14 protein-coding genes are annotated in these 16,062 nt (G+C 47.7%); 12 read left to right on the top strand and 2 right to left on the bottom strand.

The features are described 5' to 3' along the window. The first annotated feature begins 1 nt into the window (after nucleotide 1). Genes ptsP through GOU96_RS05465 form a run of 4 tightly spaced genes read left to right on the top strand, consistent with a single transcriptional unit; the run spans nucleotide 2 to nucleotide 4,757 of the window. A complete protein-coding gene (gene ptsP, locus GOU96_RS05480) occupies nucleotides 2-2,248 on the top strand; it encodes a phosphoenolpyruvate--protein phosphotransferase (RefSeq protein ID WP_267781468.1) in 2,247 nt (748 codons plus the stop codon). A 9-nt stretch (nucleotides 2,249-2,257) separates the two neighbouring features. Then, a complete protein-coding gene (locus tag GOU96_RS05475; RefSeq protein ID WP_001019422.1) occupies nucleotides 2,258-3,052 on the top strand; it encodes a sulfite exporter TauE/SafE family protein in 795 nt (264 codons plus the stop codon). 28 nt (nucleotides 3,053-3,080) lie between these two features. Further along, nucleotides 3,081-3,896, top strand: a complete 816-nt coding sequence (gene lgt, locus GOU96_RS05470; protein ID WP_001135560.1) for a prolipoprotein diacylglyceryl transferase — start codon at nucleotides 3,081-3,083, stop codon at nucleotides 3,894-3,896. 9 nt (nucleotides 3,897-3,905) lie between these two features. After that, nucleotides 3,906-4,757 (top strand): thymidylate synthase, encoded by an 852-nt coding sequence (locus tag GOU96_RS05465; RefSeq protein WP_267781470.1) that lies wholly within the window; start codon nucleotides 3,906-3,908, stop codon nucleotides 4,755-4,757. Between the two features lie 94 nt (nucleotides 4,758-4,851). Here GOU96_RS05465 and GOU96_RS05460 read toward each other — a convergent pair whose 3' ends face one another. Beyond that, a complete protein-coding gene (locus GOU96_RS05460) occupies nucleotides 4,852-6,000 on the bottom strand; it encodes a Na/Pi cotransporter family protein (RefSeq protein WP_000609761.1) in 1,149 nt (382 codons plus the stop codon). Nucleotides 6,001-6,394: 394 nt separating this feature from the next. Between GOU96_RS05460 and nhaR the strand changes: the two genes are divergently transcribed. Beyond that, a complete protein-coding gene (gene nhaR / locus GOU96_RS05455) occupies nucleotides 6,395-7,285 on the top strand; it encodes a transcriptional activator NhaR (RefSeq protein ID WP_000018876.1) in 891 nt (296 codons plus the stop codon). Nucleotides 7,286-7,507: 222 nt separating this feature from the next. After that, a complete protein-coding gene (locus GOU96_RS05450; RefSeq protein ID WP_001053149.1) occupies nucleotides 7,508-7,810 on the top strand; it encodes an ArsR/SmtB family transcription factor in 303 nt (100 codons plus the stop codon). 68 nt (nucleotides 7,811-7,878) lie between these two features. On the opposite strand, the gene rpsT is transcribed toward GOU96_RS05450, so the two are convergent. Then, nucleotides 7,879-8,139 carry a 30S ribosomal protein S20 gene (rpsT, locus tag GOU96_RS05445; RefSeq protein ID WP_000002742.1) on the bottom strand — a complete coding sequence of 87 codons (261 nt, stop codon included), beginning with the start codon at nucleotides 8,137-8,139 and terminating at the stop codon, nucleotides 7,879-7,881. Nucleotides 8,140-8,396: 257 nt separating this feature from the next. Between rpsT and murJ the strand changes: the two genes are divergently transcribed. From murJ to ispH, 6 genes are all read left to right on the top strand, one after another. Then, on the top strand, nucleotides 8,397-9,959 hold the full coding sequence (gene murJ / locus GOU96_RS05440; RefSeq protein WP_267781472.1) for a murein biosynthesis integral membrane protein MurJ: 1,563 nt from the start codon (nucleotides 8,397-8,399) through the stop codon (nucleotides 9,957-9,959). Between the two features lie 68 nt (nucleotides 9,960-10,027). Beyond that, nucleotides 10,028-10,996, top strand: coding sequence for a bifunctional riboflavin kinase/FAD synthetase (gene ribF, locus GOU96_RS05435; protein ID WP_148516207.1), 969 nt, complete (start codon nucleotides 10,028-10,030; stop codon nucleotides 10,994-10,996). Between the two features lie 30 nt (nucleotides 10,997-11,026). After that, on the top strand, nucleotides 11,027-13,876 hold the full coding sequence (gene ileS / locus GOU96_RS05430) for an isoleucine--tRNA ligase (protein WP_267781475.1): 2,850 nt from the start codon (nucleotides 11,027-11,029) through the stop codon (nucleotides 13,874-13,876). 15 nt (nucleotides 13,877-13,891) lie between these two features. After that, entirely contained in the window at nucleotides 13,892-14,407 is a 516-nt protein-coding gene (gene lspA / locus GOU96_RS05425; protein ID WP_000071973.1) for a signal peptidase II, read from the top strand. Nucleotides 14,408-14,569: 162 nt separating this feature from the next. Continuing rightward, complete coding sequence (fkpB, locus tag GOU96_RS05420) at nucleotides 14,570-15,004, top strand: FKBP-type peptidyl-prolyl cis-trans isomerase (RefSeq protein WP_001068085.1); 435 nt, start codon at nucleotides 14,570-14,572, stop codon at nucleotides 15,002-15,004. A gap of 34 nt (nucleotides 15,005-15,038) precedes the next feature. After that, nucleotides 15,039-16,001, top strand: coding sequence for a 4-hydroxy-3-methylbut-2-enyl diphosphate reductase (gene ispH, locus GOU96_RS05415; RefSeq protein ID WP_001883831.1), 963 nt, complete (start codon nucleotides 15,039-15,041; stop codon nucleotides 15,999-16,001). The last annotated feature ends 61 nt before the right edge of the window (nucleotides 16,002-16,062 follow it).

Here is a 16,062-nt window from a genome sequence, read left to right as displayed (position 1 = left end):
CATGCTTTCTCAGCTAAGGGATATAGTAGAACAAGTTTCAAAAGTCGAAGACGTCTATCAGGCGTTGGATATTTTTGTAAAGCAGACCTGTGAGGCGATGAGCACAGAGTGTTGTACTGTCTATTTAGCGAATGAAGAGATGCACCGTCTGGAATTGATGGCCACACAAGGTCTGAAGTTCAAGGGCGATAAGATCCATATTGATTTTGATGAAGGCTTGGTCGGGTTGGTTAAACGTTCTGCCGAACCGATTAACTTAGCCGAAGCCTCAAAACATCCGAGCTTTAAATATTTTAAGCAGTTGGGTGAAGAGGTTTATCACTCCTTCCTCGGTACACCGATCATCTATCGCAAACAGGTGCTTGGTGTGCTGGTGGTGCAGCAAAAATCTCCCCGTTTATTTAGCGAGATGGAAGTCTCCTTTTTAGTTACCCTTGCTGCTCAGCTCGCGGTGCTGGTGGCGCATGCTCAAACGCAAGGTCACTGGCGTTTATCCAAAAAGCAGCAGGCCATTACGGGTGTTGCCGCGTCTTCTGGGGTCGCGATTGGTGAGTTTTGGTGGGATGATACCCAGCCAGATCTGTCCGAAGTGCTACCCGCCTCAGCCCTGGACCCTGATTTTGAGCAAGAGCGTATTGCCTTGGCAGTAGAGAGTGCGCTGGCCGATTTTCGTCGGATGCGTAAAAAGCTCGATGGGGATATCAACAAAGAAGCGTTAGCCATTTTTGATCTGTTCACTCACTTATTGAACGATCCTATGCTGCGGAAAGATCTCAAAGCGCAGATCCAAAAAGGGGATCGTGCCGATTGGGCGCTGCGCCAAGTGGTCGAAAGTTATTCGAACCGTTTTGCGCGCATGTCGGATGTTTATCTGCGAGAGCGAGCGCAAGACATTCGTGAGTTAGGACAACGTTTACTGTTTTTCTTGCTCAATACCGAAACCAATCAGCCCAAAATCGATAAGCCGGTTATCTTGGTGGTGCGAGAGCTGACCGCGAGCGTGTTAGCCGCACTGCCCAAAGATAAGCTGCTGGCTGTCGTCTCTCTTGAAGGCGCGGCCAACTCCCATGCGGCTATTTTGTCGCGCGCGTTAGGCATTCCTGCGGTGATGGGGGTATCGATTAACCTGCGCGATCTGAATGGCAAAAAAGGCATTGTCGATGGCTACAGCGGTAAGTTATTCATTTCGCCTTCGAAAACCATTCTGAATGAGTATCGTGCCTTAGCGAATGAAGAGCGTGAGCTGTCGCGCATGGTCAATGAGGCGATTCGTGAGCCCGCATGTACTCTTGATGGCGCACGAATCGAATTGTTACTGAATGCCGGTTTGAGTGCCGATACCAGTATTGCCGTCAATCAAGGGGTGGATGGCGTTGGGTTGTATCGCACAGAAATCTCTTTCTTACTGCAGCACCGATTTCCCTCAGAAGAGGAGCAGACTCAGCAATATCGGCATGTACTGAACACTTACCCTCATCAACGTGTTGTTATGCGTACGCTCGATATCGGTGGTGATAAGCCTTTACCTTACTTGCCGATTGAAGAAGACAACCCATTTCTCGGTTGGCGTGGTATCCGTTTTACCTTAGATCATCCTGACATTTTTATTATCCAACTGCGCGCCATGCTCAGAGCAAGTGCGGAGTCGGGGAATTTATCCATCTTGCTGCCGATGATTTCCGGTGCCAAAGAGCTGGATGATGCGCTGAAATTTATCTATCAAGCCTATCAAGAAGTTTTGCAACAAGATCCACGCGTGGTGATGCCGCAAATCGGGATCATGCTCGAAGTACCTTCGATGCTGTATCTGCTGCCACTGATTGCCGATAAAATTGATTTCGTCTCTGTCGGTACAAACGATTTGACCCAATATCTGCTTGCCGTGGATCGTAACAATGCGCGTGTGGCGGATGTGTATGAATCTATGCATCCTGCGGTGGTGATGGCTCTGAAGCAGATCCAACAGACTTGTGCGACCCATCAAATACCCGTGTGTGTCTGTGGTGAGTTAGCCGGAGATCCGATTGGTGCTTTGCTGTTGATAGGGTTAGGCTACACCACCTTAAGTATGAACACGTCTAACGTCGCTAAAGTGAAATATCTGGTGCGACACTCTGAACTGGCGGAATTAACCCAGCTCGCTGAGCAGGCATTAACCCAACCTTATGGACGAGAAATCTACAATATGATGCTCGCCTATATCGAAAAACACGGTTTTGCAGGTTTTGTCCGTGCAGGCAAAAAATAGGAACCAAATGTGAATATTGAACTCTTAGCTATACTGCTGCTGTTAGGGGCAGTGGTGGGTGTGCTTGCTGGCTTATTGGGTATTGGTGGCGGCTTACTAGTGGTCCCCGCTCTACTGTTTTTACTGCCTTATGCTGGCATCTCGACCGAGATTGTGATGCAGCTTGCGCTGGCCACATCGTTAGCGACGATCATACTCACATCAGGCTCATCGGCACTAAACCATCTAAAGCTGGGTAATGTCGATGTGTTTGTCGTGAAATGGTTAATGCCGGGTGTGGTGGTCGGTGGGTTTTTAGGCTCAGTGGTTGCAGAATGGATCCCAAGCCAATATTTACCCAAAGTGTTCGGGGTCATTGTGCTCTGTTTGAGTGTGCAGATGTACCGTTCGATACGTGCATTGCAAAATCATCCAATGCCAAGTGCATGGATTACCACCTTGTGCGGTACCGGAATTGGGGTGATCTCAAGTTTGGCCGGTATTGGCGGCGGTTCTTTATCGGTGCCTTTTTTGAATCGACATGGCATTGAAATGAAAAAGGCGATAGGTTCTTCATCGGTCTGTGGTTTTGCGATTGCGATATCGGGCATGATTGGTTTTATTTTGCACGGTTATCAAGTGGAGAACTTGCCACAATACAGCCTTGGTTATGTTTATTTACCTGCATTGTTAGCGATTGCTACAACATCGATGCTTACCACGCGAATTGGCGCTAAACTTGCCACCCAAATGCCAACAGCAAGGCTTAAGCGATTCTTTGCCATTTTTTTAATGTGCGTCGCTGTGACCATGTTGTTCCAGTAATACTCATTGTTTATAGAGAAGGTTTGTTATGCCTCAGGGTTATCTGCAGTTTCCCAATATTGACCCCGTATTGTTTTCGATCGGCCCTCTAGCGGTGCGCTGGTATGGCTTGATGTATTTGGTGGGTTTCCTTTTTGCTATGTGGTTGGCCAATCGCCGAGCGGATCGCGCGGGCAGTGGTTGGACGCGTGAGCAAGTCTCTGACTTGTTATTCGCCGGCTTTTTAGGTGTAGTGATCGGTGGCCGAGTTGGTTATGTGATCTTCTACAATTTTGATCTGTTCCTTGCTGACCCTCTTTATTTATTCAAAGTTTGGACTGGCGGTATGTCCTTCCATGGCGGCTTATTGGGTGTGATCACCGCCATGTTCTGGTATGCGCGTAAAAACCAACGCACCTTCTTTGGTGTGGCCGATTTTGTTGCCCCCTTGGTGCCATTCGGTTTGGGGATGGGACGTATCGGTAACTTTATGAATAGTGAACTTTGGGGACGAGTAACGGATGTGCCTTGGGCTTTTGTATTCCCTAATGGTGGCCCACTGCCGCGCCATCCTTCACAGCTTTATGAATTCGCCTTAGAAGGCGTGGTTCTATTCTTTATTCTTAATTGGTTTATTGGTAAACCTCGTCCGCTAGGCAGCGTATCCGGACTGTTTTTAGCTGGATACGGTACATTCCGCTTCCTTGTGGAATACGTCCGTGAGCCAGATGCTCAGTTGGGGCTGTTTGGTGGTTTCATTTCAATGGGGCAAATCCTCTCCTTACCTATGGTGATCATCGGTATTTTGATGATGGTTTGGTCTTACAAGCGCGGTTTGTATCAAGACCGTGTAGCAGCAAAATAGGGTAGTTAGGTGAGACAGTATTTAGATCTTTGTCAGCGCATCGTCGATCAAGGTGTTTGGGTTGAAAATGAACGAACGAGCAAGCGTTGTTTGACTGTGATTAATGCCGATTTGACCTACGATGTGGGCAACAATCAGTTTCCTCTAGTGACTACACGCAAGAGTTTTTGGAAAGCCGCCGTGGCCGAGTTGCTCGGCTATATTCGTGGTTACGATAATGCGGCGGATTTTCGCCAATTAGGTACCAAAACCTGGGATGCTAATGCCAATTTAAACCAAGCATGGCTCAACAATCCTTACCGTAAAGGTGAGGATGACATGGGACGCGTGTATGGAGTTCAGGGTAGAGCTTGGGCTAAGCCTGATGGTGGTCATATTGACCAGTTGAAAAAGATTGTTGATGATTTGAGCCGTGGCGTTGATGACCGAGGTGAAATTCTTAACTTCTACAATCCGGGTGAATTTCATATGGGGTGTTTGCGCCCTTGCATGTACAGCCATCATTTTTCATTGCTGGGGGATACCTTGTATCTCAACAGCACTCAGCGTTCATGTGATGTGCCCTTGGGTTTGAATTTCAACATGGTGCAGGTTTATGTGTTCCTTGCGCTGATGGCACAGATCACAGGGAAAAAGCCGGGCTTGGCGTATCACAAGATCGTCAATGCGCACATTTACCAAGATCAACTCGAATTGATGCGCGATGTGCAGCTAAAACGTGAGCCATTCCCAGCGCCTCAGTTCCATATCAATCCAAAGATTAAAACACTGCAGGATTTGGAAACTTGGGTCACTTTGGATGATTTTGACGTCACCGGATATCAGTTCCACGATCCTATTCAATACCCGTTTTCAGTCTAATCCCTTATTCAGGCGGTATGGCTTTTGATGGGTTTTACATAGGAAAAGCTCCCGAAGGTCGGGAGCTTTTTTTATACAGATGATGCTTTAACGCTTAAGCGGTTAGGGCAAGAATGCTGCCGGGGATGACGACAAACACACCCAATAAGTAACTCACCACCACCATTTTGCTCTTACAAGCCCAAGTTGAGATGAGCTCAGCACCTTTAATAGGCAGTTCGCGTAAGAAAGGAATACCGTAAATCAAGACCGTAGCCATCAAGTTAAAGCTTAAGTGCACCAGCGCAATTTGCAGAGCAAACACAGCAAACTCACCAGAGACTGCCGTTGCGGCCAGCAGAGCAGTAATACAAGTGCCAATGTTCGCACCTAAGGTAAATGGGTAGATTTCACGCACTTTCAGCACGCCAGAGCCCACGAGAGGAACCATTAGGCTGGTTGTGGTCGAGGATGATTGAACTAATACCGTAACCACTGTACCTGAAGCAATACCGTGTAGTGGGCCTCGGCCAATCGCATTTTGTAGAATTTCACGTGCGCGGCCAACCATCAAACTCTTCATCAGTTTGCCCATCACCGTAATGGCGACGAAAATGGTCGCAATACCCAATACGATAAGTGCGACACCACCGAAAGTATTACCCAATACCGAAAGCTGGGTTTCAAGACCTGTGATGACAGGTTTGGTAATCGGTTTGATAAAATCAAAACCTTTCATGCTCATATCGCCAGTCGCAAGCAGAGGCGAAACGAGCCAGTGTGAGACTTTCTCTAAAATTCCAAACATCATTTCTAGAGGTAGGAAGATCAGCACCGCGAGAAGATTGAAAAAATCGTGGATGGTGGCACTGGCGAAAGCACGGCGAAACTCTTCTTTACAGCGCATATGGCCAAGGCTGACGAGAGTATTGGTCACAGTAGTACCAATATTGGCACCCATCACCATAGGAATCGCGGTTTCAACCGGTAACCCACCGGCAACGAGACCAACAATAATAGAAGTCACCGTGCTTGAGGATTGAATCAGTGCCGTTGCCACTAAACCAATCATCAATCCTGCAATTGGGTGGGAAGCAAATTCAAATAGAACTTTGGCTTGATCGCCGGTTGCCCATTTAAAACCGCTGCCGACCATCGCGACTGCAAGAAGTAGTAAATACAGCATGAAAGCCAAGTTTGCCCAACGTAGGCCTTTCGTGGTCAGCGAAATCGGCGCTGCAGGGGAAGTTGCTTGGTTTATCATTATTTTCTCCGTGGACCGTTGTTAAGGGTTCGGTCGATTGTTGAATTCGAGGCTGATGGTAGAGAGGAAATATTTCACTAATATGACATTTCGGTGTAACTGATGAGTTATTCATCAATATTGCAACATGCTTAAAAAATGAGTGACAAGAGTTTTGTTAACTTTATGTTTTATAATGGGTTTGTGACCAGTGCCACTTGGTGGTTGGGTTGTAACAAAGTGTGTAATGAGCTTGTCGATAGGCCTCGGGTGCTATCAGTTTATGACAGTTCGTATTTTTGTTTATGAAAAATCCTAACTAAACGGTTTATTGTTTCGGTTTATCCGAACTTATTGTTGTAAAAGATCGCATCTGTTATAAGGAAAACGGGATTTCTAGCGGGTAGTCGATTTCATGTCTCATCTTAACTATAACCACCTCTATTATTTCTGGATGGTGTGTAAACAAGGCTCGGTAACCAAAGCGGCCGATGCTCTGTTTTTAACGCCCCAAACCGTGACGGGGCAGATCAAAGCTTTGGAAGATCGACTTGATGGTAAGTTGACGAAACGTAATGGCCGCAGTATTGAGCCGACTGAATTGGGACAGTTGGTCTTTAAATACGCTGATCGTATGTTTGGCTTGAGTTATGAAATGTTGGATATCGTTAACTATAGCCAGCGTTCAAACTTGTTGTTTGATGTGGGGGTGGCAGACGCCTTATCCAAAAGATTGGTGAGCAAAATATTGCTGACCTCAGTACCCGGAGATAATCGGATCCATCTGCGCTGCTTTGAATCAACCCATGAGATGCTATTAGAGCAGTTAGCCCAGCATAAGTTGGATATGATCTTATCTGATTGCCCAGTGGATTCGAGCCAAAGTCCCGGCTTATTTAGTAAAAAACTCGGTGAGAGTCGCATGAGTTTTTTCAGCTTTGGTGACGTGGATTTTGCGCCATTCCCCGCGGTGTTGCAGAGTAAAAAATTGTTAGTTCCAGGCAGTCGAACCGCAATGGGGCGTAAAGTGCGGCAGTGGTTTGATCGTCAAGGGTTACAACCACATATTCTCGGTGAATTTGATGACTCTGCTTTAATGAAAGCGTTTGCCATCTATCACAGTGATGCCGTGTTTATGGCTCCTTCTTTTTATGTCTCAGAAGTGGATGCGGAATCATCATTGAAACTCATCGGACATGTGGATGAGATTAAAGAGGAGTATTATGTCATCTTCGCTGAACGCATGATCCAGCACCCAGCAGTAAAAAATGTCTGTGATGCTGATTTTACTAACTTATTTTTGTGAATAATTATCACTGTTAAGTCTTTGATCACTACCCAATGATAAGTGAAAACAATAAACTAGCGTTCTTGATTAGTTTTTTATCATTATCAGCGAGTTTTCTCCGCTTTCACCATTTCGACCCATCATGATCACTCAACCGAATTACGACATCGGTGATTAGAACGACAGAGAAAAGTGAATGAATGGGTTGGAATTAAAATGCCGTATTTAAAGGGGGCACCAATGAATCTCCAAGAGATGGAAAAAAATTCTGCCAAAGCGGTAGTTTTGCTCAAAGCGATGGCCAATGAGCGGCGACTGCAAATTTTATGTATGTTACTGGACAATGAACTGTCGGTAGGGGAATTGAGCAGCCGTTTGGAACTCAGCCAATCTGCTCTTTCTCAACATCTAGCGTGGCTACGTCGTGATGGTTTAGTGAATACACGTAAAGAAGCGCAAACCGTGTTTTATACGTTGAGCAGTACAGAAGTGAAGGCGATGATTGAACTGTTGCACCGTCTTTATTGTCAGGCGAATCAGTAGGGTGGTCGAAAAAAAGGTATAAAAAAACCGGCGTAGGCCGGTTTTTTGTTGCTGAAGATCAAACTCTATTACAGAGCGTTGATAGCAGCAAAGAAGCGAGACTTGTGACGAGCTGCTTTATTCTTGTGAATAAGGCCTTTAGTCGCCATGCGGTCTAGGATTGGTGTAACTACAGCGAATGCAGCAGTTGCAGCTTCTTTGTCGCCAGCAGCGATTGCAGCAACAGTTTTCTTCATGTAAGTGCGCATCATAGAACGACGGCTAGCATTGTGCTGACGACGTTTCTCAGCTTGGATAGCGCGCTTCTTAGCAGATTTGTTATTTGCCAAGGGTCTAACTCCCAAAAACTTAGTTCGGTGACATTTTAAGGGCGGGAAATATCCCCGATTTGCTCTTTAATGTCAAATGATTTGTGCAAAAACCCAACTGGACCAAACAAACTTGGTATCGAAGAGCCTTCGCGGTTAAGATGGCGGGGATTCTATCAGCATTTTTTTACCAATGCTAATACTTATCTGATCTCACTATGACATTCTTATCCTTTCGAATCAGATAATGTGGTTTTGACTCTTTGTTCGAGGTTACCGTGAGTAAACGCTTACTCAAGTCTGGCATCATTGTAAGTGCTATGACTTTGATTTCTCGTGTTTTAGGTTTAGTGCGCGATGTGGTTGTGGCCAATTTGATGGGCGCAGGCGCAAGTGCTGACGTATTCTTTTTTGCCAACCGAATTCCCAATTTTTTACGCCGATTATTTGCAGAAGGGGCCTTCTCTCAAGCATTTGTCCCGGTATTAACCGAATATCACGCCTCGGGTGATATCAATAAAACTCGAGATTTAATTGCGCGAGCGTCGGGAACTCTCGGTGTTTTAGTGACCATAGTGACGCTAATTGGCGTGCTCGGCTCTGGCGCAGTCACCGCATTATTTGGCGCAGGTTGGTTCCTAGACTGGTTGAATGGGGGCCCTGCTGCAGGAAAGTTTGAGTTAGCGAGCTTACTGCTCAAGATTACTTTTCCCTATTTGTGGTTTATCACCTTTGTTGCCTTGTCTGGGGCAATTTTAAACACCTTAGGTAAGTTTGCCGTCTCCTCTTTCACGCCAGTTTTCTTGAACGTGATGATGATTCTGTGTGCTTGGTACCTCTCGCCAAATCTAGAACAGCCGGAAGTGGGCTTAGCAATAGGCGTATTTTTAGGTGGTTTAGTCCAGTTTTTATTTCAACTGCCATTTTTGATCAAGGCTGGAGTGCTGGTTAGGCCTAAATGGGGCTGGAAAGATCCTGGGGTGGTGAAAATTCGCACACTGATGATTCCTGCACTGTTTGGAGTATCGGTCAGTCAAATAAACTTGTTATTTGACTCCTTCGTGGCCAGTTTTCTGCAAACCGGTTCAATCAGTTGGCTCTATTATTCGGATCGCTTACTGGAATTCCCCCTCGGTTTATTTGGGATTGCGATTGCCACAGTAATTTTGCCTGCCTTATCGCGTAAACATGTAGATGCGCACAGTGATGGCTTTGCCCACACCATGGATTGGGGCATTCGCATGGTCACGTTTCTCGGCATTCCTGCCATGCTGGGTTTGATGGTACTGGCAAAACCTATGCTGATGGTGCTGTTTATGCGCGGGGAATTTACTCCAAGCGATGTAGAGCAAGCGTCCTATTCGTTACTCGCTTACTCATCTGGCCTGCTCAGTTTTATGTTGATCAAAGTGTTAGCGCCGGGATATTACTCACGTCAAGACACGAAAACCCCCGTACGTTACGGAATTATCGCTATGGTCAGCAATATTGTGCTTAACGCGATCTTTGCGTGGTTTTACGGCTATGTTGGCTTGGCGGTCGCGACTTCGATGTCCGCTTTCCTCAATATGGCACTGCTTTATCGTGGCTTGCACTTACAAGGTGTTTATCATCTCACTCGCAAAACCGTCTGGTTTGTTGCGCGATTGGTGATGGCGGGAGCGGTAATGACTGGTGCGCTTTTGTGGCAGTTAGACACTATGGCTACATGGCTGAGCTGGGGAATCAGTCAGCGCACATTGACGCTGACAGGCTTGATTGGCCTTGGCGTGGCATCTTATCTGGCTATTTTGCTGTTACTGGGTGTTCGTCTCAAAGATCTAAAAGCGGCGACAGAGTAGCGAGCTTTAGGTATAATCCGCCAGTTTCGCACCATGAGAATCAAAATATAGGTTTTAAGCATCTTCCGATGGAATTAATACGCGGTATTCATAACATTCAATCTCGCCATCACGGCTGTGTATTGACGATTGGCAACTTTGACGGTGTTCATCTTGGTCATCAACAAGTGCTCAGTCAGGTGGTGCAGCGTGCCCAGCAGATGGGTTTGCCTTCGGTAGTGATGACGTTTGAACCTCAGCCCCTAGAGCTGTTTGCCAAACAACAAGCGCCCGCGCGTTTAACACGCCTGCGCGATAAGTTTGTGCAACTGAGCAAACTCGGGGTTGATCGCCTGCTGTGCGTTAATTTCAACCATCATTTTGCCCAATTGGATGCCCACACGTTTATTCGTGACTTGTTGGTGACCCGTTTGGGTGTTAAGTTTCTGGTGGTTGGTGATGATTTCTGCTTCGGTAAAGAGCGTCAAGGTAACTTTGCGCTGCTACAACAGGCAGGGCAAGCCCTAGGTTTTGAGGTGGTGAGCACCCAAAGCTTCTGTTTGCAACAACTGCGCGTGAGTAGTACTGCGATTCGTGAAGCGTTAGCGGCTGACCAATTGAGCCGTGCATCGGCTATGTTGGGGCGCCATTACAGCATCAGCGGTCGTGTCTCGCATGGTCAAAAACTCGGGCGAACAATCGGCTTTCCCACCGCCAACATTCCACTGAAACGTTGTGTTTCTCCGGTTTCTGGAGTGTATGTGGTTGAAGCCTATGGTTTGGGCCCAACGCCAGTCGGTGGGGTTGCCAATATCGGTAATCGTCCGACTGTCGATGGTGTTCGCCAGCAGCTAGAAGTGCACTTTTTTGACTTTCAAGGCAACCTGTACGGAAAGCAGTTGGAAGTCGCGCTGTTACATAAATTACGTGATGAGCGCAAATTCGCCTCTTTTGAGGCACTAAAGCAACAAATTGAATTGGATGCTGAAGCAGCAAGGGTGTGGCTGCGTCAGCTTAAGGGTTGCTCGGTTGATTCCACCCAGCAACAACATGTCTAACTTCGCCCAATATAACGGAATTAAGAATCGATGAGTGAGTATAAAGATACCCTGAACCTTCCTGAAACAGGGTTTCCAATGCGCGGCGATCTGGCCAAACGCGAGCCAGAAATGCTGCAACGTTGGTATCAAGAAGACCTGTACGGTGCGATCCGTCAGGCTAAAAAAGGCAAAAAATCTTTCGTATTACACGATGGCCCTCCTTATGCCAACGGTGATATTCATATTGGCCACGCTCTGAACAAGATTCTTAAAGACGTCATTATTAAATCGAAAACCCTGTCAGGTTTTGATGCGCCTTATATTCCGGGTTGGGATTGCCACGGTCTGCCGATCGAATTGATGGTAGAGAAGAAAGTGGGCAAGCCGGGGCAAAAAGTCACCGCGGCCGAATTTCGTGAAAAGTGTCGCGAATACGCGGCAGGCCAAGTGGAAGGCCAAAAAGAGAGCTTTAAGCGTCTTGGCATTCTGGGCGAGTGGGATAAGCCTTATCGCACTATGGATTTTGTCACTGAAGCGAACATTATCCGTGCGCTTGGCAAAATTGCCGACAATGGCCACTTGCTGAAAGGTTTTAAACCGGTTCACTGGTGTACCGACTGTGGTTCGGCACTGGCTGAAGCGGAAGTCGAGTACAAAAACAAAGTTTCTCCTTCGATTGATGTTCGTTTTAAAGCCGCTGATGAAGCCGCTGTGCTGGCTAAGTTTGGTCTGTCTGCTGGCCATGAAGGCAAAGGCGATGTGTCGATTGTGATTTGGACAACCACACCTTGGACACTGCCAGCTAACCGCGCGGTATGTCTGCGTGCAGATTTAGAATACGTACTGATCCAAGTTGAAGGTGAGCAACCAGAGCGCATTATCGTGGCTTCTGAGCTGGCAAAATCTGTGATGGATCGCGCGGGCATTGAACACTTCCATAACCTTGGTTTCGCAACTGGTGCCGATCTTGAATTGGTACAGTTCCAACATCCATTCTACTCCTTCACTGTGCCTGCCATTTTAGGCGATCACGTGACGACCGATTCTGGTACGGGTGTGGTACATACTGCGCCGGGTCATGGTCAAGAAGACTTTGCCGTTGGTCAACAGTACGGTTTGGAAGTGGCAAACCCTGTGGGTTCAAACGGCGTATATCTGCCAGACACTGAGCTGTTTGCGGGTCAACATGTATTTAAAGCCAACGATTCTGTGTTGGAAGTGCTGAAAGAAAAAGGCGCGTTGTTGCATCATCACGCGTATGAGCACAGCTACCCACACTGCTGGCGTCATAAAACGCCGATCATCTTCCGTGCGACACCACAATGGTTTGTCTCTATGGAACAAGCGGGTCTACGTGAACAAGCTCTGACGGCAATCAAAGGCGTACATTGGATGCCGGATTGGGGTCAAAGCCGTATCGAAGGTATGGTGGCAGGTCGCCCTGAGTGGTGTATCTCTCGTCAACGTACTTGGGGTGTGCCAATTGCACTGTTCGTGCACAAAGAAACCGCTGAACTGCACCCAAACAGCGCTGAGCTGATTGAGAAAGTAGCACAACTGGTTGAGCAAAAAGGCATTCAAGCATGGTGGGATCTCGATACTGCTGAACTGCTTGGCGCTGAAGATGCGGCCAACTATGAAAAAGTGCTCGATACGCTAGATGTATGGTTTGACTCAGGGGTGACTCACTCTGCGGTTGTGGATGCACGTCAAGAATTCAACGGCGCAGAAGCGGATATGTACCTAGAAGGTTCTGACCAACACCGCGGCTGGTTCCAATCATCCCTCATCTCTTCGGTGGCGATGAAAGGCAAAGCGCCTTACAAAGAAGTATTGACGCACGGTTTCGTGGTTGATGGCCAAGGCCGCAAGATGTCGAAGTCGATCGGTAACGTGGTTGCTCCACAAGATGTGACCAACAAGCTGGGTGCGGATATTCTGCGTCTATGGGTGGCATCAACCGATTACACTGGTGAAGTGGCGGTTTCAGATGAGATCCTTAAGCGTTCTGCTGATGCGTACCGTCGTATTCGTAACACCGCACGTTTCTTCTTGGCGAACCTGAACGGCTTCAACCCAACCACAGACATTATTCCTGTTGAAGACATGGTGGCGTTGGATCGTTGGGCTGTTGGTCGCGCACTGGCCGCGCAACAAGAGATCATTCAAGCGTATCAGGATTACAACCTGCACGCAGTGGTACAGCGTTTGATGAACTTCTGCTCAATCGAGATGGGTTCATTCTATCTGGATGTGATCAAAGACCGTCAATACACAGCCAAACGTGGTGGTCATGCACAGCGTAGCTGTCAAACCGCTCTGTTCTTCATTGTGGAAGCTCTGGTTCGTTGGATGGCGCCTATCATGTCATTCACCGCTGATGAAATTTGGAACGCAATGCCAGCGCAGCAAGCTGACGGCAGCGCACGTGACAAGTTCGTGTTTACCACGGAATGGTTTGATGGCCTGTTTGGTTTGGCAGAAGGCGAAGAGCTAAATAACGCATTCTGGAATGATATTCAGAAAGTGCGTGGCTCAGTCAACAAACTGCTGGAAAACGCTCGTAACGAAAAACTGATCGGCGGTTCACTGCAAGCGGAATTGGTGCTGTTTGCTGATGATGCATTGGCGAGTAAGCTAGCGAAACTGGGCGATGAGCTGCGTTTCGTGCTGCTGACTTCAAAAGCCGTGGTGAAACCACTGGCTGAGAAGAGCGAGGCTGCACAGGCGACCGATATCGATGGCTTGTTTGTTCAAGTGAACAAAACTGAAGCTGAGAAGTGCGATCGCTGTTGGCACCACACCCCTGATGTAGGAACGATTGCAGGTCACACCACCATTTGTGGTCGCTGCGTGTCTAACGTTGAGGGTGAAGGCGAAGTACGCAAGTTTGCGTAATTCAGGCTAAACATCATGTCGAATTCGTCTCTGACTCTTAAACAATCTGGATTGCGCTGGCTGTGGCTGGCGCTTCTGGTGTTCATTGCTGACATCACGATCAAGTTAATTGTGATGGATAACATGGGCTATGGTTGGGCAAACCGTATTGAGGTGCTGCCTTTCTTTAACCTGCTGTATGTGCATAACTATGGCGCGGCTTTTAGCTTTCTGAGCGATCAGGAAGGGTGGCAGCGCTGGCTATTTACGGGTATTGCCTTTGTGGTCACCGGCATGCTCGCTTACTGGATGCGTCGTCTTCCGGCGAGTGATAAGTGGAACAATATTGCTTATGCGCTGATCATTGGCGGTGCCGTGGGTAATGTGTTTGATCGCATCGTGCATGGTTTTGTGGTCGATTATCTCGATTTTTACTGGGGAACCTACCACTGGCCTGCGTTCAATTTGGCCGACAGTACGATCTGTATCGGTGCAGCGATGATTATTCTCGATGGTTTTCGCGCTAAGAAAAGTGCACCAAGTCAGTCTTAGTGCTCTGCATTGCGCCGTAAAGCAAAGACACTGCGGCAAATAACCACAAGCGCCGTCCGTTGATTCGGAGGGCGCTTTTTACTATAAAGGCTGGCATCAGCGCCCGCCCGTCTCCGCTAAAGTGAAGCGGCGTTCGTTAAACAATAACAAGGTAGTGATAACGTGAACCCTATTGCCTCTAACTCTGCAGTTACCCTGCATTTTACGATCAAGCTTAAGGACGGCTCTGTTGCCGACAGTACCCATAATCAAGGAAAACCGGCCAAGCTAGTGATGGGCGATGGTAGCCTGAGCCCCAATTTCGAGCAGTGTTTACTCGGAATGTTTCCGGGCGAGAAAAAATCGGTCGCTTTAGCGGCGCAAGATGCGTTTGGGGCGCCCAATCCAGATCATGTCCATTACATGGATCGCAGTAAGTTTCTTGGTGGCGATCTACAGTTAGAGGTCGGAACCATTATGGCTTTCAGTGGCCCTGACGGAATGGAAATTCCCGGAATCATCACGGAGATTGCCGGTGACTCAGTTACTGTCGATTTCAATCACCCATTGGCAGGGCAAGACATCACCTTTGATGTTGAGATCTTGTCTGTTGAGTGAGTTTCCTTACAATAGCCAACCATAACGACTAGCAATGAGCAAACCAATGAAAATACTGTTAGCCAACCCTCGCGGTTTCTGCGCGGGTGTGGATCGCGCGATCAGCATTGTTGAGCGTGCGCTGGAGCTTTATCAGCCGCCGATTTATGTGCGTCATGAAGTGGTGCACAACCGCTTTGTGGTCGAGGGGTTAAAGCAGCGTGGAGCCCGCTTTGTTGAGGAATTAAATGAAGTTCCCGACGATAACATTGTGATTTTTTCGGCTCATGGCGTGTCGCAAGCGGTTCGCCAAGAAGCGAAAGAGCGTTCACTGACGGTATTTGATGCGACTTGTCCACTGGTGACTAAAGTGCATATGGAAGTGGCGCGTGCCAGTCGCAAACATATGGAAGTGGTGTTGATTGGTCATGCTGGCCATCCTGAAGTGGAAGGCACGATGGGGCAGTATGCCAGTGATACAGGCGGCATGTATCTGGTCGAAAAGCCAGAAGATGTCGTATCACTGCAAGCTAAGGTGAAAGATCCAAGTAACCTGCACTATGTGAGCCAAACCACGTTGTCAGTCGATGAAACGGCGGATGTGATTGATGAGCTGCGCCGTGTATTTCCGAAGATCCAAGGCCCGCGTAAAGATGACATCTGTTATGCCACCCAAAACCGTCAAGATGCCGTGCGTATCTTGGCTGAGCAAGTCGATGTGATGGTGGTGGTGGGCTCGAAAAACTCATCGAATTCGACTCGATTAAAGGAGTTGGCTGAGAAGTTGGGCACTCCCGGTTACTTGATTGACTGCCCACAGGATATCGACCCTGAGTGGTTCGTTGATGCGCAGTTAATTGGGGTGACTGCGGGCGCTTCGGCACCAGAAGAGTTGGTAAACCAAATCTTGGATCGCATCAAAGAGCTCGGCGCAACGTCGGTAGAAGAGGTGCTTGGCCGCGAAGAGAACATGTTCTTTGAAGTGCCTAAAGAGCTGCAAATTAAGCAAGTCGACTAGTCATTTCTCCATCCATCTTGTGAATCCAAAATGGATGGTTTCTTTGCAATTTCTTTGCAAA

Source organism: Vibrio sp. R-1 (genome assembly GCF_035615595.1).
Lineage (GTDB): Bacteria > Pseudomonadota > Gammaproteobacteria > Enterobacterales > Vibrionaceae > Vibrio > Vibrio cholerae.
Note: the sequence above shows the minus strand (reverse complement) of the source record. Positions and strands in the feature narration are given on the sequence as shown.

Excerpts from the sequence above, each read along its gene's own strand:
- ptsP (WP_267781468.1), top strand. The coding sequence starts at position 2 with ATGCTTTCTCAGCTAAGGGATATAGTAGAACAAGTTTCAAAAGTCGAA.
- lgt (WP_001135560.1), top strand. The coding sequence starts at position 3,081 with ATGCCTCAGGGTTATCTGCAGTTTCCCAATATTGACCCCGTATTGTTT.
- GOU96_RS05460 (WP_000609761.1), bottom strand. The coding sequence starts at position 6,000 with ATGATAAACCAAGCAACTTCCCCTGCAGCGCCGATTTCGCTGACCACG.
- nhaR (WP_000018876.1), top strand. The coding sequence starts at position 6,395 with ATGTCTCATCTTAACTATAACCACCTCTATTATTTCTGGATGGTGTGT.
- GOU96_RS05450 (WP_001053149.1), top strand. The coding sequence starts at position 7,508 with ATGAATCTCCAAGAGATGGAAAAAAATTCTGCCAAAGCGGTAGTTTTG.
- ribF (WP_148516207.1), top strand. The coding sequence starts at position 10,028 with ATGGAATTAATACGCGGTATTCATAACATTCAATCTCGCCATCACGGC.
- ileS (WP_267781475.1), top strand. The coding sequence starts at position 11,027 with ATGAGTGAGTATAAAGATACCCTGAACCTTCCTGAAACAGGGTTTCCA.
- lspA (WP_000071973.1), top strand. The coding sequence starts at position 13,892 with ATGTCGAATTCGTCTCTGACTCTTAAACAATCTGGATTGCGCTGGCTG.
- ispH (WP_001883831.1), top strand. The coding sequence starts at position 15,039 with ATGAGCAAACCAATGAAAATACTGTTAGCCAACCCTCGCGGTTTCTGC.